The 17,775-nt window shown below is 29.8% G+C and carries 18 protein-coding genes; all 18 read right to left on the minus strand.

Going from position 1 to position 17,775, the window contains the following annotated elements; all coding sequences use genetic code 11:
* Positions 1-34 precede the first annotated feature (34 nt).
* Positions 35-847 (minus strand): purine-nucleoside phosphorylase, encoded by an 813-nt coding sequence (locus DIC82_00655; GenBank protein AWK49689.1) that lies wholly within the window; start codon positions 845-847, stop codon positions 35-37.
* Positions 848-1,001: 154 nt separating this feature from the next.
* Positions 1,002-1,157, minus strand: a complete 156-nt coding sequence (locus DIC82_00660; protein ID AWK49690.1) for a cytochrome C551 — start codon at positions 1,155-1,157, stop codon at positions 1,002-1,004.
* 255 nt (positions 1,158-1,412) lie between these two features.
* Entirely contained in the window at positions 1,413-3,023 is a 1,611-nt protein-coding gene (locus DIC82_00665) for an IS66 family transposase (GenBank protein ID AWK49691.1), read from the minus strand.
* A gap of 99 nt (positions 3,024-3,122) precedes the next feature.
* A complete protein-coding gene (locus DIC82_00670; protein ID AWK49692.1) occupies positions 3,123-3,473 on the minus strand; it encodes an IS66 family insertion sequence hypothetical protein in 351 nt (116 codons plus the stop codon).
* The gene (locus DIC82_00675; protein AWK49693.1) at positions 3,466-3,789 is read right to left on the minus strand and encodes a hypothetical protein; all 324 of its coding nucleotides are present in this window, start codon (positions 3,787-3,789) and stop codon (positions 3,466-3,468) included. The genes DIC82_00670 and DIC82_00675 overlap by 8 nt, the downstream gene beginning before the upstream one ends.
* A gap of 267 nt (positions 3,790-4,056) precedes the next feature.
* Complete coding sequence (locus tag DIC82_00680; protein ID AWK49694.1) at positions 4,057-4,212, minus strand: cytochrome C551; 156 nt, start codon at positions 4,210-4,212, stop codon at positions 4,057-4,059.
* Between the two features lie 225 nt (positions 4,213-4,437).
* A complete protein-coding gene (locus DIC82_00685; GenBank protein AWK49695.1) occupies positions 4,438-6,153 on the minus strand; it encodes a methyl-accepting chemotaxis protein in 1,716 nt (571 codons plus the stop codon).
* 335 nt (positions 6,154-6,488) lie between these two features.
* Positions 6,489-7,358 (minus strand): fatty acid-binding protein DegV, encoded by an 870-nt coding sequence (locus tag DIC82_00690; GenBank protein ID AWK49696.1) that lies wholly within the window; start codon positions 7,356-7,358, stop codon positions 6,489-6,491.
* A gap of 225 nt (positions 7,359-7,583) precedes the next feature.
* Positions 7,584-8,141, minus strand: coding sequence for a GNAT family N-acetyltransferase (locus tag DIC82_00695; GenBank protein ID AWK49697.1), 558 nt, complete (start codon positions 8,139-8,141; stop codon positions 7,584-7,586).
* A 190-nt stretch (positions 8,142-8,331) separates the two neighbouring features.
* Positions 8,332-10,017 (minus strand): sulfate adenylyltransferase, encoded by a 1,686-nt coding sequence (locus DIC82_00700; GenBank protein ID AWK49698.1) that lies wholly within the window; start codon positions 10,015-10,017, stop codon positions 8,332-8,334.
* A 1-nt stretch (position 10,018) separates the two neighbouring features.
* Positions 10,019-10,918: a sulfate adenylyltransferase subunit CysD gene (locus DIC82_00705; protein AWK49699.1), complete on the minus strand. Its 900-nt coding sequence runs from the start codon at positions 10,916-10,918 to the stop codon at positions 10,019-10,021.
* Between the two features lie 75 nt (positions 10,919-10,993).
* A complete protein-coding gene (locus DIC82_00710) occupies positions 10,994-11,308 on the minus strand; it encodes an adenylylsulfate reductase (GenBank protein ID AWK49700.1) in 315 nt (104 codons plus the stop codon).
* Entirely contained in the window at positions 11,298-12,968 is a 1,671-nt protein-coding gene (locus DIC82_00715) for an adenylyl-sulfate reductase subunit alpha (GenBank protein ID AWK49701.1), read from the minus strand. The genes DIC82_00710 and DIC82_00715 overlap by 11 nt, the downstream gene beginning before the upstream one ends.
* A 63-nt stretch (positions 12,969-13,031) precedes the next feature.
* Positions 13,032-14,096 (minus strand): molybdenum ABC transporter ATP-binding protein, encoded by a 1,065-nt coding sequence (locus DIC82_00720; protein ID AWK49702.1) that lies wholly within the window; start codon positions 14,094-14,096, stop codon positions 13,032-13,034.
* A 71-nt stretch (positions 14,097-14,167) separates the two neighbouring features.
* Positions 14,168-14,989 (minus strand): sulfate ABC transporter permease subunit CysW, encoded by an 822-nt coding sequence (gene cysW / locus DIC82_00725; GenBank protein AWK49703.1) that lies wholly within the window; start codon positions 14,987-14,989, stop codon positions 14,168-14,170.
* A gap of 18 nt (positions 14,990-15,007) precedes the next feature.
* Positions 15,008-15,829, minus strand: a complete 822-nt coding sequence (cysT, locus tag DIC82_00730; protein AWK49704.1) for a sulfate ABC transporter permease subunit CysT — start codon at positions 15,827-15,829, stop codon at positions 15,008-15,010.
* A gap of 183 nt (positions 15,830-16,012) precedes the next feature.
* Positions 16,013-17,053: a sulfate transporter subunit gene (locus DIC82_00735; GenBank protein ID AWK49705.1), complete on the minus strand. Its 1,041-nt coding sequence runs from the start codon at positions 17,051-17,053 to the stop codon at positions 16,013-16,015.
* Between the two features lie 551 nt (positions 17,054-17,604).
* A complete protein-coding gene (locus DIC82_00740; protein AWK49706.1) occupies positions 17,605-17,769 on the minus strand; it encodes a FeoB-associated Cys-rich membrane protein in 165 nt (54 codons plus the stop codon).
* Between the last annotated feature and the right edge of the window lie 6 nt (positions 17,770-17,775).

Raw genomic sequence — 17,775 nt, forward strand, 5'->3', positions numbered from 1 at the left:
TTACAACTAAAAATATGCCTTATATAGTTTAGTATTATATTTCTTCTATAATTCTTGCTACCCATTTGCATAGATTAATTGAAGCTTTTTTAGCTGTTTCTACAACTCTTTCGTGGGAGTGTTTCACCTTTTGTATTCCTGTAGCCATATTAGTAATACACGCTATTCCTAACACATCCATTCCCAAGTAATTCGCTACTATTGTTTCTGGCACTGTTGACATCCCAACAGCATCAGCCCCATGTCTTCCAATCATCACAATCTCAGCAGCTGTCTCATAATATGGTCCCATAAATCCTGCATATACTCCTTGTGCATATTTTATATCTAAGTCATCTGCAATTTTTTTAGCTTTGTTAATAAGTTCTATCTTATATGGCTCTGACATATCAGGAAATCTTGTTCCCAATCTTTCATCATTTACACCAATTAAAGGATTATCTCCAAATAAGTTAATAAAATCATTAATAATCATTAATGTTCCTGGCTCAAAGCTTTTATTAATTCCACCGCAAGCATTAGTTACAATAATTTTTTCAATACCTAATTTTTTCATTACATATATAGGATACGTAACTTCCTTCATTGTATATCCTTCATAATAATGAAATCTTCCTTGCATTAGTAACGTCTCTACTCCATTAATTTTACCAAACACCAATTTTCCTTCATGCCCTTTAACTGTTGATACTGGAAAATTGGGGATGTCTTCATAAGCTATATCTTCTGCTTCCTCAACTACGTTAACCAAATCTCCTAACCCAGAACCAAGTATTACTGCAATTTTAGGATTTCTATTTACCTTGCCTTTTATATAATCTACTGATTCTATTATTTTATCGTACATTCTATTACCTCCAATGTTTAAAATTTAAGGCATATGAAAAAAAATAACTAGTCAAAGATGAAATGTACTTTTTATTTTCTCATGTGTCTTAATTTAATTTTATATACAAAAAAGAGCTATAATAAAATATTATAACTCTTAAAATAAACAAAAATTATCTTCTGTTATTTTGTTGCTTTCTAGCTCTTCTACAATCAGGACATCTTACTGGTTCGTTTTCAAATCCTTTTTCTTTGTAGAATTCTTGTTCTCCAGTTGTGAATACAAATTCATTTCCGCAATCTTTACATACTAAAGTTTTATCTTCCATTATTAAATTCCTCCTCTTAAATTAAAGATTAATTTCGATCCATATAATTCTCTAAAAGGAGAAATGTACTTATCTATTAAAAACCTTTGTTATTATACTTTTTATTATAACACGTTCAAAATAAATTGCAAGTCTTTTTTATACTTTTGTAAGCGTCAAGGAATCGACGCGTAGCGGTAGCATAATTTAAGTGATAAAATAAACCCAACAGAAAAACTTATATTCTCTGTTGGGTATAATTTTATATAGAAATAATTATTTGGTAGTCTTAATGCGCAGTTCATCTGGAATGCCTTCAGACCATGGCATACATTTTTCTAGTATGTCCCTTTCCTTAACTTCTGAATTTGCAAACATTTCAAATAAATATACTAAATACTTTTCCACTGCTAAGCCATTAGCTTTAGCCGTCTCAGTAATACTATAAAGCACTGCACTTGATTTTGCGCCTTTTACTGTCTTGGAAAACATCCAGTTTTTTCTGCCAATTACAAATGGCTTTATAGCTCTTTCAGCTGCATTATTATCAATTTCAAGGCATCCATCTGTCAAGAAAGTTTTCATATTTGGTAACAACTTTTGAGCATATGCGAGTGCTTTGCCTAATGGACTTTTAGGAAGGGCATTAACAATTTCAGTATCTACATATTCTTTAAATTTATTAAAAATAGGAGCAGATTTCTTAAGCCTTATTGTATGTCGATCACCATAATAATCATCACTGCCTATATATTGTTCCCTTAAATCCTTTTCAATTTCATAAAGTTGCTCACAATAATTAAACCCTTCTAATGCGTGAGACTGCTTTAGAGCTTCAGGGTTTAATGTTGATATTATATCAAAGAATTTTCTTCGAATATGGGCCATACAGTATAGTCTTTTTATATTCTTAACTTTATTATAGCCATCATATCCATCTGTTTGAAGATATCCCGAGAAACCTTCAAGAAATTCTTCAGCACAAGTGCCAGATCTTGTTTTCTGATAATCATATAAAATTATCTGATTCTCTATGCCTCCGGAGCGATATAGCCACATGAACCTTTTTGAGTTGGAGTCTTTTCCGTTTTCTTCAATAACCTTCACATAGGTTTCATCAGCATGGATATAATTTCTTCTTAAGAGTTCATCTTTCATATAATCAAAAACAGGCTGAAGTTCATTTGCACAACTTATTATCCAGTTAGATAATGTCTGCCTTGAAAGATTAACATCCATCATCTTAAAATATGATTCCATTCTATATAATGGCATTGCATATTGATATTTCATGCTCACAACATGAGCTAATAATTCATTTGAAGCCATACTCTTATATAAGAAAGTATTTGGCATTTTTGCAGAAATTATATTGGATTTATCAGCATCCGCTTCGCAATTTTTGCAAGCATATGTATATGAAATATGTTCTTCTATGTAAAGTTCTGCTGGTTTATATTTTAAAATTTCTTTTGATTTTTTTCCTATTACTACTAAATTAATTCCACATTTATCGCAAACTGCTTCGGATTCATCAAGTTTGTGTTCAATTGTAACTCTAGCTAGGCCGGATAAATTATCTTTCTTTCCTAAATGAGAAGATGATTTTTTTCTTGTATATGTAATTTCTTCAATAGTAGGCTCATCTATTTTAAGATCACTGTTTTTTTCAGCATCATTAAAAAGTGAGAGCTGTCTTGAATCAACTTGTTCACTAGATTGTCCAAAAATCTTTCTGTTTTTATTAAGAATCTGTCCTTTAAGAAAAGCCAATTCCTTTTTTAAATGATCAATTTCCTTATCTTTTGATTCAATGTCTTTTTCCATTTTAGAAATCAATAATTTTGTTTTTTCATCAAGTTGATCTTCTAAATTTAAAATATCCATCCTTATACCTCACAATAAATATAGGGATATATTACCACAAAACCCTCAATTCCGAAACTTGTAAAAGTTCAAAATTAAGGGTTTACAGCAATATTTGTTTTAAAAGCTATTTCTTACTTCAATTGGCTTAAATTTAGACTTAGTTCTAACTTCATATCCCATAAGCAACCATTTCAATTCCTCTTTGTTGATTTTAAGAGCTTCGTCTGGAGTCATCGGCCATTTTAATTTACTATTTTCAAGTCGGAAATAGTACAACCAGAATCCTTCATCAAAGTGAAGTATCTTAATTCTATTCATTTGCCTATTGCAAAAAACAAACAAGACTTTTTCAAACGGATCTAACTTTAGCTGCGTTTGCACAATCACTACTAGTCCATCAATACTTTTTCTCAAATCTGTTATTCCACATGCAAGATAAACTGTATTAACTTTATTAAGATTAAACATTTGTAATCAAATCCTTAAGTAGATTACTCAAAACAGCTATTTCATTAGCCGGTACATATATTTTAGCTGCTCCTATTTCTATTATTATATTAGGTCTATCAGTTGGAACCACTGTGATTTCAGTTGTTACTCTTTCTTCTCTCATGGAAATTGCATGAAACTGTAAATTATTATCTTCATCCTTAAATTTCTTTTTATAGTAATAAAATTGACTTTTAGTAATTTGATTTGCATTGCAGAATTTTCCTAACGTTCCTTCGTAAGAAGAAAACGCTGCAACAATTTCTCTCCAATTTATATTTTCATTATTGTTCATATAAATAAACCTCCATTGCTAAAATCTATGTTAATTTTAACAATGAAGGTTTATATTTATCTATCCGTTAATTTTTTTACGCTTACATACTTTTAAATCATATTTTATTTTTATTCATTTTTTTGATGTCTTATAACTTATACCATTATGTAAATGTACCCTCAAAATGCATAATATCGACAAATCACACATCATTATAGTTGCTAAAAAATAATATAACAAAAAAGAGTTATAATAAAATATTATAACTCTTGAAATAAACAAAAACTATCTTCTGTTGTTTTGTTGTTTTCTAGCTCTTCTACAATCAGGACATCTTACTGGTTCGTTTTCAAATCCTTTTTCTTTGTAGAATTCTTGTTCTCCAGTTGTGAATACAAATTCGTTTCCACAATCTTTACATACTAAAGTTTTATCTTCCATTATTAAATTCCTCCTCTTAAATTAAAGATTAATTTCGATCCATATAATTCTCTAAAAGGAGAAATGTACTTATCTATTAAAAACCTTCTTTATTACAATATTTATTATAACACGCTCAAAATAAATTGCAAGTCTTTTTTTATATTTATAAGATTTCCTGCTGATCATAGAAGTTTTCCTTATTAATACAAATTTAATAGAAATGCCTTAATCGTTATATTTATCTTATAAAGTGAACTGTTTTATTTTAGTTATCATTGAATCTGTTTTATCACTTAATAATTGAGAGGATATTTCTACTTGATTTGATGAATCAATCATCTCTTGTGTAGTTGCTGAAATTTCTTCTGCTGAAGCGGAATTTTCTTCCGCAACAACAGAGGTATTCTCAGCAACAGAAATAATACTATTCTTATTCTTATTTATTTCTAAAATAGAACTATTAATATCACTTATTTTAGGCAGAATAACTCCAATTGATGTAATTATTTCTTTAAAGGAATTTATAGAAGTATCTATAATTGAAACTTGCTTTGAAAGTTCATTATTTGCATCATTGGTAGTTTGTGTAACTGTATAAGTTTCATTTTGTATTGATTTCAATAACTCATTTATATTGTGTGAAGACTTCTTAGATTGTTCAGCTAATTTTCTAATTTCATCAGCTACTACTGCAAATCCTTTTCCTGCTTCACCTGCCCGTGCAGCTTCAATTGCTGCATTTAACGCTAAAAGATTTGTCTGTTCAGCAATAGCATTTAAAAAATCTGTAATTTCAGTTATTTCCTTAACACTATTAGTTAAGGAAGATATCTTTCTACTTACATCATTAAAAGACTCAGATATATCACTTATTGATGTTATAAGATGTGTCAATTCTTCATTGCTGTTTTGAGCTTTAATATTAATATCATTTGTACTCTTATCCACACCATTTATAGTTAATGTTATATCTTCTAAAGTATATCCGAAAGAACTTAATGAAGTATTCATTGTTATAAGTTCTGAGGCTTGGTCAGAAGATCCTTGTGCAACAGCATCAATAGCACTTGATATTTCTTTTGTTGAGCTATGCATCTGTTCTGATAATGTTGAAAGAGATGTAGCTTGTTTTGATATAAAACTAGAATCAACTTCAATGTTTTTAAGTATATCTGCTATAGAAGTAATAGTTTTCTTTAATGCATTATTCATAATGCCAAATTCATTTGTTAACTCCGTATCAATTTCAATAGTAAAATCACCTTCTGATAAAGCTTGTAATTTACCAGTAAATTCTTTTATTAAATTTTTAATGGCAATTGATACAACCAAAGATATTACAGTTAAAATTAAAAGTGATGCTCCAAAGATACTAGCAAATATAATCATATTTTTGTTATAAAGGTTTTTGGCCTCTTCATTTTTTAAATTAGCAACACTCTTTTGGTAATCTACAAGATCAGTAACACTTTTAGATAATTCATTTCCATACTCAGCCATATCTACGTTAGTTATTTGCTTATCAGGAACTATATCTTGCTTTCTTTGTTCTATGATATTAGGAATAAAAGAATAATAATGATCAAACGCAGTTTTAGCCACTTGTGCTAATTCAGCTTCTTTTTGATCACGTTTTGATGCCTTAATTTGTCTATCCATAATTATATTTATAGTATCATGTAATTCTAACATTGTTTTTTCATTAGCTTGATCAAAAGGTCTATCTATTATTTTAGTTAGAGTATTTCTTAAAATCCCCATATGCCCATTTATGTCTCCCCAATCCTTAAGTTTTGGGATGACATCACTGTTTATCTCACTAGTGATATTATACATTTTATTAGTATTGAAATAACCCACAGCACCAATTGTACTTGTTGCTATTAACGATATAAGCCATATCAAAATTATGTTTTTTGTTATCTTAACATTTTTTAGTCTTTTTGAATTTATTTTCATGAAAATTCCCCCTATATTATAATTATGTAAAGAATAGACATCGTTGTCGAATTGGTCTTTCTAAGACACTACAGTATTTTGATTCATAGGTTTTAACTCAACTAAAAAACACTTTTCTTTTATAATCGACAATATTAGGTAAAACTTTACTGAATTCAGTTGCTAAAATTTATTTTACTTATTATACAAGCATACTTTTTAATCATAGGACAAAACTAAATATACGTAAAAATTAAAGGAGTGATAACAAAGCTGACTTAGATAAATATAATACAACGAAAAAAGGTGTGCTAATTTTAGCACACCTTTTTTCGTTGTATTATATATAATTTCTATTATCTATTTTCTCCCATAAAAAACAATGCAATGGTTCCTGGACCAGAGTGTGCTCCAATAGTTGGTCCAATTGGACTAATTAAAAATGATTCAATTCCTAATCTTTCTTTAATTTTATCTGCAACAATTTCTGCATCTTCCTTTGCATCGCCGTGACTAATAAATACAATATCATTTTGATATTTATAACTTCCCATTAATTTTTCCATATTATCAACAAGGTTAGTTAATGACCTTTTACGTCCTCTTACTTTATCTATAGGAATAAGCTTTCCTTCATTATCTACATGAAGAATTGGTTTTACCCCAATTAATGTTCCAAGCATTGCTGTAACTTTTGATACACGTCCACCTCTATATAAATGATTAAGATCATCTACGGTAAAGTACTGACATACATTAAGCTTATTTTCTTCTAACCATGTAACTGTTTCATCAATACTTTTTCCAGCTTTTTTTAATTCTACTGCTTTATTAACTAAAAATCCTTCTCCGAGTGAAGCACTTAAAGAATCCACAACTACCACTTTATTTTCTTTATATTTTTCATTAAGTTCAATAGCTGCAAGTCTTGTATTATTATAAGTACCACTAAGACCTGAAGATAAAGAAATGCATAATACATCATATCCTTGTTTTAAGTATTCTTCAATCTTTCTTTTGGTTCGTTCTGGATTTACTTGAGCTGTTGTAGGCATTGAACCAGAACGCATTTTATTATAGAAGTCTTCTATATCTAAAGATTCATTATCAGAGTATTCTTTCCCGTCTATTTCAAAAGATATAGCTAATAATCCAATCTCATTCTTTTCTATGTAATCCTTCGGTAAATCTGCCGTTGTATCTGTTATTATAACAAACTTATTCATAATTATAATTCCTCACTCTTCATTTTTTTGCTAGTGTAACTAGCAAACCTAAAATGCAAATATTGATTATTTAAAATATAAATCTTAAAATTGCAACTGACACTATTCCAACAACTATTATTAATAATAAATTGTTCTTTTTAATAGCAACCAATAATTTAGGTATTGATGCAATAATTATAATATTAATTATACATTGTTATTTGAACATATATAAAATTAATATTATAATTCTTTAACTAAAACATATCTTCTTAATCCACCATATTTTAATTTTTCTTTTTTTATCTCATAACCAAGAGTTTTAAATGTATTTAAACTATATTCATTATATGGAGATGCTGTTGCACATATAATTGATGTATTATTTTTTTTTGCAAACCTCTCTAAATGCTCACAAATGATTTTTTGAAGTTTATTTCCTCTAAAATCATTTTTTACTACTGTAGATTCAATTTGTCCAACTTTTAAAAGTTCCTCACCTTCGAGTTCAATATCATATCCATAATTATTTTTATCATATCCAAACTTTCCATATACCCCCATAGCTATCAATTTATCATCTTCTATAGAAACACAGCCTAGTATTTCACCTTTGTTAGTATAAATAAATCCTAAGAAATCTTCTCTTGTCGAGGCACAATATAGCTCTTTATTATCTAATCCATTATAAACATCATTTTCTAATTCCACTATTTTATCAATGTAACTTTCATCTAAAATTTTAAATTCAGCTTCTATAACCACATTATCTTTTCGTTTTAATTGTATTGAATCTTTCATTATTATTCTCCGTTCTAAATTATTACATTCCTTATTTTATCATATTATTTCTATTTAAACATAAGTAAAAGGCATCAATAGGTCTTGTCTAAACCTATTGATGCATATTTAATTTATTATCCTTACACTCTTTAATGTTGTCTTTGTAATTTACTATAATATTAAACCAACGTTTAAAACACATCCATTTTTAAAATTTAAATGTTAATTTTCTATACTTTCCAAAGACAAACCATTTATTTGAGAATTCTGCATTTTCTTTTGGATTTTCGTAGTTTATTGTCTTGTAATTTTTAATTAATTCTTTTAAATCCTTTGTTGAAGTTACATTTACTCCAAAACCTCTTCCATTAAGAACAGGATAATCTTTATATTCATATTCTAAAATTGGTAATATATTCCCAATTTTCCCTTCTCTGATTTCAATAGCTACCCCATCTCTAAATATTAAAATATCAAAAGATTTAGGATATTTAAAACTTTCACCTTCTACAGGGATTTCATCTCCTATTACATATCTAGAAGTGTTATTAGTTGCTTTACTAACCAAATATGCTTCTACATCATAATAAAATTCATCAAATATATCGCCTCTAGCTTTTAAGTTATTTCCTTCAAATGTATCAGAAATTTCGTTACCATAAACGTCTTCTATAACACCACAAGCTGATGTCATATTAGTAATACGATCTATTAAAATAAGTTCTCCTAAGGTTTTATGTGCATCGAATTTATCAACTACAATCTTTTCAGAAAGTAAAATATCACATGCTGCTATCTCATTTTTTGTTAAAAAGCTAGCTTTTAAATGCTTTCCTGTGTTTACATCAATTTTATATTTTACATCTGTAACAACACCAGTTAACATCTTGGTTCCTACTTTTACAAAATACTCTTTGCCTTCTGTTAATTCTGAATCATCCATCCAAAGAATTTTTGCACTAACTAGCTTGTTTGGCACAATATTAGTTCCTTTTGTAAGTACACAGCCTCTTGATACGTCTACTTCTTTATTAAGCTGTATTGTGACAGCCTGCCCTTTTCCTGCGCTTTGTGATTCTCTATCTGTAATATGAATGCTTTTTACTAATGCTTTCTCATTACTAGGAAGTGTTGTAACTTCATCTCCTACAGCAATACTTCCAGCTTCAATCTCCCCTTGAAATCCTCTAAAAGTGTGATTAGGTCTACATACTCTTTGAACTGGCATATAGAAACCTTCTTCTTCTGACTTAGTATCAACCACCACATTTTCAAGATATGTTAAAAGCGCCTCTCCCTTATACCATGGAGTATTTTGTGATTTCTTTGTAACATTATCGCCTTCTGTTGCAGATACTGGAATTATATGAACATTTTCTAATGAAAGTTCTTTTACTAATTCTTTAATCTCCTCTTCAATTTCTAAAAACCTTTCATGACTATAATCTACTAAATCTATTTTATTAACTGCAAATACAAAATGTTTTACACCCATTAAAGAACAAATTCTTGCATGTCTTCTTGTTTGAGCTAGTACACCTTGCTTTGCATCTACTAATATAATAGCAAGTTCTGCAAAGGATGCACCTACTGCCATGTTTCTAGTATATTCTTCATGTCCTGGAGTGTCTGCTACAATAAAACTTCTATTATCCGTTGTAAAATAACGATATGCAACGTCTATTGTAATCCCCTGTTCACGCTCTGCCATCAAGCCATCTAATAATAGAGAATAATCTATTGCTCCTCCTCTGCTTCCAACCTTACTATCTAGTTCTAAAGCTTTTTCCTGATCTGCATATAAAAGCTTTGAATCATACAATATATGTCCAATAAGAGTAGATTTTCCATCATCCACGCTACCACATGTTATAAACTTTAATAAGCTCTTCATCTTAGAAATACCCCTCTCTTTTTCTTCTTTCCATACTGCCTGCCGCTTCACTATCAATAACTCTAGTAGTTCTCTCAGATGATACTGCACCAAGAGTTTCAGAAATAATTGCATCTAAAGTAACTGCATCAGATTCAAAACCACCTGTAAGTGGATAACAGCCAAGTGTCCTAAATCGTATTTTTTTATGTTCTACCTTTTCACCTGGTAATAACTTCAATCTATCATCATCCACCATAATAATATTCCCATCACGAGAAATACATGGCCTTTCCTTTGCAAAATATAAAGGAACAATATCAATATTTTCACGCTTTATATACTGCCAAATATCATTTTCAGTCCAATTTGAAATAGGGAAAACCCTAATACTTTCACCTTTATTAATTTTACTATTATAAAGCTTCCACATTTCTGGTCTTTGATTTTTAGGATCCCATGAGTGTGCCTCATTACGGAAAGAGAATATTCTTTCCTTCGCACGAGATTTTTCTTCATCACGACGTCCACCACCAAAGGCTGCTGTAAAACCATATTTATTTAATCCTTGTTTTAAAGCTTGTGTCTTCATAATATCAGTATATGCTGAACCATGATCGATGGGATTAATTCCCTGCTTTATGCCATCCTCATTTGAATGGACAATCATATCTATTCCTAATTCTTTTGCTTTTCTATCACGAAATTCTATCATTTCTCCAAACTTCCATGTAGTATCAATATGCATGAAAGGGAATGGCGGCTTTTCAGGATAAAATGCCTTCATTGCAAGATGTAGCATAACCGAACTATCTTTACCAATAGAATATAGCATTACTGGTTTTTCACATTCTGCTGCTACTTCTCGAATAATATAAATTGCTTCTGCTTCTAATTTATCAAGATGTGATAATTGACTCATAATTAGACCTCCTATTATGCTAATTAAATTTTCCAAAAATTATTTAAAAAATATTATTATTTTTTCGTTGTGTCATTAATACTCATTAGAATTCTTCTTATTAATATTTATGATTTTTTTGCTTTTATCGTTTTTCTCTATAATCCAAGACATTATATCTTTATCTTCATTTACATAAAGTAAACTTCCTTTGCCTCCCATATCAGCACCTAGATAATATTTTATTGCTTCTACCTTGCACTCTTTGATACAAGATGCACATCCCCAACAATCTTTTGGATATTTGATAATTGCTTTATTGTCTTTATCAATAGTTATTAAATTTCCTGGACAAACATTTTTGCACTGTTTGCATCCTACACAAAGATTTTTATCAATTTTAATGCTCATATTTATCACCACCGTTTACTAAATCTCTAAAGATTATTTTTATTTTTCCATTTTCTAACTTAGAATTAACATACTTTAACCAATTATCATCTTTTTCAGGATAATCTAAGTTTTCTCCAAAGCTATGCCATCTAGTTTCTTTTCTTGCTTTTAAATGAACTATGACTGATTTGCATACTGTAAGTCTTTCTCTTAATTCAAAAACTTTCATTAATTCATACATATCTTCTGCTTTCAAATTTTCACTTAAATCTTCGATATTCTCTATTTTTTCGTAAGCTAAATCTAATTGTGTTTCATTATATTGATAATTGTTACCAATTCCGCCTGCATAAGCATCCATAACTTTTTGCATAGCTTCTTCTAAATCATCAATTGAAAATAAATCTTTCTCATTAGTTAAAAATTTACTAACATAATTTATTTTCTCTTCTATTTCTTTTTCTTTAACTTCTTTATTTTCTTTTCCCTCTATATAATTCAATGCTGCTATTGCTGCTATTTCACCTTCAACTAAGGCTCCAGTCACATATTTTTGTGGACATCCTCCAGCGACATCACCTGCAGCATAAAGTCCTTTTATGGTTGTACCTCTATTAGTATCAATCCAATATCCACTTGCTGTATGACCTCCAACAATATACGGTTCAGTTCCTTCTATTTCAACATTTTCTTCACTTGGTCCCTTGCCATTTTCTATCCACTTAAGAGTTTGACTTGGCGACATATTAAGATATGCCTTCATTAGATCTTCATCTTGTTTTTCAGTTATTCCCTTAGTTTTTAAATAACAAGGACCTCTTCCTTCTAATGTCTCTTTTACTGTTCCATATACTCTTTGAGCTGTAGTATTTCCATATTTATATTGATATTCTTCACCAAGTGCATTTACTTGCTCTGCACCTACTCCTTGAGCTAAAGTTCCAGTTGGTGATATTGTATCTTTACATCTTAAAGCGATAAATCTCATTTCAAATGTTGTCATCTCAGCTCCAGCTCTTATTCCCATAGCATATCCTGCTCCTGTATTAAAAGGGCTGTACCACATTTTATGTCTAGAGAATCCTGAATTATTAGGTTTGTATAATCCAGCAGCTCCCCCAGTTGAGCAAATCACAGCTTTAGCTTCAATTACATAAAATATATCTTCTTCTACTGATATTGCATATGCACCTATTATTTCTTCATCTTCTACTATATAATCAATTGCATTTACTCCGTTTAATACTTTAACATTAGAATGTTTAGTAGCTTCTTTTGCAAGTAATGGTTTTATATTTTCTCCATTAATTTTTATATTTCTATTACCTCTTGTTACATACTCACCATTTTCATCTTTTAATATAACTAGCCCAATATCCTCTAATTTTTTAGTAACCTGATTTAAATTTTCTGACATTGTTAGTAATAAATCCTCACGAACTATTTCTTCTGCATCTTGTTTTGCATAATCCACATAGTCCTGTGGTTTTTTACCTTTTACAATGTATGCATTAATGGCATTAACTCCTGCCGCTAAGCACCCACTTCTCTTTATATTTGCTTTGTCCAATACTATAACATTTTTATTAGACTTTTCAGCTATAGTAATTGCTGCATAACATCCAGAAGTTCCACCACCAATAATCAAAACATCCGTTTGAATTTTTTCTATTCTCATATTTTTGCCTCCTCAGTGAACTATGATTGACTTATATATAAACAACTGTTAAGTTTTGATTATCTATATAAATACCGACATTTCTTGTGTCTTAATTTTATTCTCTACAACCTCAGCTTTTTGTTCATTAAATGTATAAACTCTATGAATTAAAACTAAAACTTCTTCTCCAATTTTTAGCTCTTCTTCTTCTAAACTTCTATATCCATTAAGTATCTCATTACCAACCTGTACATCTATTTCAAGGTTATTTCCTCTAAAAGCAATATCTTTTACAATTCCCTTTTCTGCTGCAAGTGGCGTTAATATTTCTTTATCATTTTTAGCAATTTGTATAAATTCAGGTCTCACTATAGCTTTTGTTTCTTTAGGATTTGTTACTTCAAATCCTTTTAACTTAGTATAATCATCTATAAGATTTGATTCTCCGATAAATTGTGCTACAAATGGAGTTCTTGGATTCTTATAAATTTCAACTGGGCTTCCTTTTTGTTCGATCTGTCCTTTATTAGTTATTATTATTTCATCTGCTACTTCTACTGCTTCATCTTGATCATGTGTTACAAAAATACTTGTGATGCCGAGTTTTGATATTGTTTCTCTTAGCCATCTCCTAAGTTCTTTTCTTACCTTTGCATCTATGGCAGCAAAAGGCTCATCCAATAGTAATAATTGTGGACTTGGTGCAAGTGCCCTTGCAAATGCCACACGTTGTCTTTGTCCACCTGATAATTGACCTGGATATCTTTTATCAAGACCTTTAAGTCCAATAAGCTCTATAAGTTCTGTGACTTTTTTGTGTATATCTTCTTTTTTAACCTTTTGTACTACAAGACCAAATGCAATATTATCATAAACTGTCATATGACGAAATAAAGCATAATTTTGAAAAACAAATCCAATTCCTCGTCTGCCGGGTTCTATATCATTAACTTTAACTCCATTAATAATAATATCCCCTTCATCTGGAGTTTCTAGTCCTGCAATCATTCTAAGTATCGTAGTCTTACCACTTCCACTTGGCCCTAAAAGTCCAATTAATTTTCCTTGTTCTATTTTAAAATTAACATTATCAGATGCTTTAAAATCTGCAAACTTTTTACTTACATTTTTTAATTCTATATACATATTCTAGCCCTCCTTTTTACTCTTACATTCAGGCACATGAAAGAAAATAATAAACCAAAGATGCTTTTCTATTATTTTCTTGATTGTGCCTCTACAATATTTCTTAATATTAAAATAACAATTGCAATAATAACAAGTATAGATGCAACTGCAAAGGCTGCTGCAAATTGATATTCATTATATAAAATTTCAACATGTAATGGGAGTGTATTTGTCTTCCCTCTTATATGACCAGATACTACTGATACTGCTCCAAATTCCCCCATGGCTCTTGCTGTGCAAAGTATTATTCCATATATAAGTCCCCACTTAATATTAGGAAGAGTTATTTTCCTAAAAATATAAAATCCACTAGCTCCCATCATTGCTGCTGCTTCTTCTTCATCCGTTCCTTGAGCCTCCATTAATGGTATTATTTCTCTTGTTACAAAAGGGAAAGTTATAAATAAAGTAGCTAATATAATTCCATAAGTAGTAAAAACTATTTTTATATCATAACTTCTTAAAAGATCTCCAAAGAAACTTCCTCTACCAAAAGTTAATATAAATACTAATCCTGCAACGACAGGAGAAATTGCAAATGGTAAATCAATTAAAGTTCCTAAAAAACTTTTTCCTCTAAATTTAAATTTTGTGATTGTCCATGCTGCACATATTCCAAATAAAGTATTCATAACTATTGCTATTAATGTTGTTATAAGTGTAAGCTTCATAGCCTTAAAGGTGTAAACATCTGACACTGCTTTAATATATAAAGCTAATCCCTTTGACAAAGCTTCTGTAATTATAGTTATAAGTGGTATTACTAACATTAATATTAGAAATAAAGCACTTAAAGATATTAATATATATTTTAAAATTTTATTTTCTTTATGAATTACTGCTTTTTCCACCCTATTCTCACCTCAAATCTACTTTATCGCTTTATTTAATTTCCATTGGATGATATTTATAGTAAATAATATTAAAAATGATACAAATAGCATAACCAATGCTATTGCTGTTGCTCCATTATAATCGTATTGCTCTAGCTTAGACATAATTAAAAGCGGTGCTATTTCTGTTTTCATAGGTATATTCCCTGCTATGAAAACAACACTACCATATTCTCCTACACCTCTAGCAAAAGCAAGTCCAAATCCTGTTAAAAGTGGTGGAAGGATTTCTGGAAATATTACTTTAAAAAATATTCTTGCTCTACTTGCACCAAGCATTGTTGCTGCTTCTTCATATTGACTATCTAAGTCTTCTAAAACAGGTTGAATTGTCCTTACTACAAATGGAATTCCAGTGAAAATAAGTGCTATTATAATTCCAAATATTGAAAAAGATGATTTTATTCCCAATGAATAAAGCCATTGCCCTATCCATCCATTTTCCGAATACAATGTTGTAAGTGAAATACCTGCAACTGCAGTAGGTAAAGCAAACGGTAAATCAATTAATCCATCTAAAAGCTTTTTAAATGGAAACTTATATCTTACTAAAACCCATGCTAAAATTATTCCAAATACACTATTTACTAATGCTGCTATAAATGCACTTATAAAACTAACTGAATAACCACGCATTACTCTTGGTTCAAATACAATATCAAAAAACCTTTCAAATCCAATTCCAGCTCCCTTTATAATTAACGCTGATAAAGGAATTAATACAATAAGCCCCAAATAGACAAGACTAACGCCCATTGTAATTCTAAACCCAGGAATTACCCGCTTGGTTTTACTCATCTAAAACACCTCAAATCTCTTTAAATAATCTTTATTTATCCGATAGCTAGCATCCGTAACACTCCCACTTCTTCAAGTGGGAGATAACGGCTGCACGCTCCTGGATAAGTTCAACTAAGATTCAGATGGGGATCAAACCCCACCTGAATCAAGTTTCACTTGATTCCTTTTTGCTTATTACTGCTATTTAAGTTGATATATTTGATCAAAAGTACCCCCATCTGCAAAATGAGTTTCTTGGGCTTTTGCCCATCCCCCAAACTCTCCATCTACTGTAACTAACTTAATATCCGGAAATTTATCTTTATACTTCTCTGCAATTACTTTATCACTAGGTCTATAGTAATTTTCTGCTACTATTTCTTGTCCTTCTTTACTATATAAATAATCTAAATAAGCTTTTGCAGTATCTCGAGTACCTCTTTTATTTACTACTTCATCTACTATCGCCACTGGAGGTTCTGCTAAAATACTTAATGAAGGTACTACTACTTCAAATTTATCTTTTCCTAATTCATTAAGCGATAAGTATGCTTCATTTTCCCAAGCTAAAAGTACATCTCCCATTCCTCTTTCAACAAAAGTAGTTGTTGACCCTCTAGCTCCTGAATCTAATACTTTAACATTACTATACAATTTTGAAACGAAATCTTTTGCAGCTTCCTGATTTCCATTATTTTTTTCTGATGCATAAGCCCATGCAGCCAAGTAATTCCATCTTGCCCCTCCTGAAGTCTTAGGATTTGGTGTTATTACAGAAACATCATTTCTTATTAAGTCATCCCAATCTTTTATATTCTTAGGGTTTCCTTTTCTAACAAGAAAAACAATAGTTGATGTATATGGAGCACTATTATCTCTAAATTCACTTTGCCAATCTTTCTCAATAAGTCCTGCCTTACTAATTTGATCAATATCGTAACCTAATGCCAGAGTAACAATATCCGCATCTAATCCTTCAATAACAGATCTTCCTTGTTTACCTGAACCACCATGAGATTGATTTATAATTACGTCTTGTCCTGTTTTCTCTTCCCAATAATTCGCAAAACTCTCGTTGAATTTAGTATATAGCTCTCTTGTAGGATCATAAGATATATTTAATAATTCCACTGTTGATTCTCCATCACTTCCACTAGTTAATCTTTGCTTTTCATAGCCTACAAAAATTCCAATAATCAAAAAAATTGAAAGTACTAAACTTAAAACTTTAATTCTTCTCACATTCTCCTCTCCTTTCCCTATTTTTTATTTATCATATATGTTTAGTAGTGTTTATGTTTATAATACCCTATTAAAATATCGATCCTGTAATATTATAAAGTTTTTAATATATTGAAAAATCTTTTTATATCCTACTATTTTTATAAACTTTCTATGAAATATACTATAAGATATATTTATACATTTGTCAATAAATTTGTTCTAACTCTATTTTCTCTCTGTTTAGCGTTAAAATATATTGAAAATCATGATACTTCTCCTTTTGTTTTGATAAATAGTTCAAACATTTAACTAGTGTATCTTGATCAACATCAAATATTCGCATACATATTTCCGCATGTAAAATACTACAAACTTTTCATCATAAAATTTTTTATTTTATTACACAATAAAACACCTATATTTTCTATAGATGTTTTATTGTTAATTATATGGATAAATATAGCTCAAAACTAATTCCATATTATTTTAATATAGTTTTCTCTCATTTAAAATTATCCTTTTAGGATATAGCATCAAAACCATTAATGGTTTTATATATTTAATGTATCCTATTTCTTTTCTACTTTAATTCCATGACATGAACTAGCTGAAGAGCACCCAGAGCACCCACAGCCACAACCACCCTCTCCACTTCTTACCTTTTTAACTTGCTTCATTATTATGAGTGTCATCAGCCCCAAAATAGTTCCACCTATTATAATTGTTGCTACCATAAAATA

The organism is Clostridium beijerinckii, from assembly GCA_003129525.1.
Taxonomy (GTDB): domain Bacteria; phylum Bacillota; class Clostridia; order Clostridiales; family Clostridiaceae; genus Clostridium; species Clostridium beijerinckii_D.

Excerpts from the sequence above, each read along its gene's own strand:
- cysT (AWK49704.1), bottom strand. The coding sequence starts at position 15,829 with ATGAGTAAAACCAAGCGGGTAATTCCTGGGTTTAGAATTACAATGGGC.
- DIC82_00705 (AWK49699.1), bottom strand. The coding sequence starts at position 10,918 with ATGAGTCAATTATCACATCTTGATAAATTAGAAGCAGAAGCAATTTAT.
- DIC82_00655 (AWK49689.1), bottom strand. The coding sequence starts at position 847 with ATGTACGATAAAATAATAGAATCAGTAGATTATATAAAAGGCAAGGTA.
- DIC82_00720 (AWK49702.1), bottom strand. The coding sequence starts at position 14,096 with ATGTATATAGAATTAAAAAATGTAAGTAAAAAGTTTGCAGATTTTAAA.
- DIC82_00660 (AWK49690.1), bottom strand. The coding sequence starts at position 1,157 with ATGGAAGATAAAACTTTAGTATGTAAAGATTGCGGAAATGAATTTGTA.
- DIC82_00715 (AWK49701.1), bottom strand. The coding sequence starts at position 12,968 with ATGAGAATAGAAAAAATTCAAACGGATGTTTTGATTATTGGTGGTGGA.
- DIC82_00710 (AWK49700.1), bottom strand. The coding sequence starts at position 11,308 with ATGAGCATTAAAATTGATAAAAATCTTTGTGTAGGATGCAAACAGTGC.
- DIC82_00700 (AWK49698.1), bottom strand. The coding sequence starts at position 10,017 with ATGAAGAGCTTATTAAAGTTTATAACATGTGGTAGCGTGGATGATGGA.
- DIC82_00670 (AWK49692.1), bottom strand. The coding sequence starts at position 3,473 with ATGTTTAATCTTAATAAAGTTAATACAGTTTATCTTGCATGTGGAATA.
- DIC82_00675 (AWK49693.1), bottom strand. The coding sequence starts at position 3,789 with ATGAACAATAATGAAAATATAAATTGGAGAGAAATTGTTGCAGCGTTT.
- DIC82_00685 (AWK49695.1), bottom strand. The coding sequence starts at position 6,153 with ATGAAAATAAATTCAAAAAGACTAAAAAATGTTAAGATAACAAAAAAC.
- DIC82_00690 (AWK49696.1), bottom strand. The coding sequence starts at position 7,358 with ATGAATAAGTTTGTTATAATAACAGATACAACGGCAGATTTACCGAAG.
- DIC82_00740 (AWK49706.1), bottom strand. The coding sequence starts at position 17,769 with ATGGTAGCAACAATTATAATAGGTGGAACTATTTTGGGGCTGATGACA.
- DIC82_00695 (AWK49697.1), bottom strand. The coding sequence starts at position 8,141 with ATGAAAGATTCAATACAATTAAAACGAAAAGATAATGTGGTTATAGAA.
- DIC82_00665 (AWK49691.1), bottom strand. The coding sequence starts at position 3,023 with ATGGATATTTTAAATTTAGAAGATCAACTTGATGAAAAAACAAAATTA.
- DIC82_00680 (AWK49694.1), bottom strand. The coding sequence starts at position 4,212 with ATGGAAGATAAAACTTTAGTATGTAAAGATTGTGGAAACGAATTTGTA.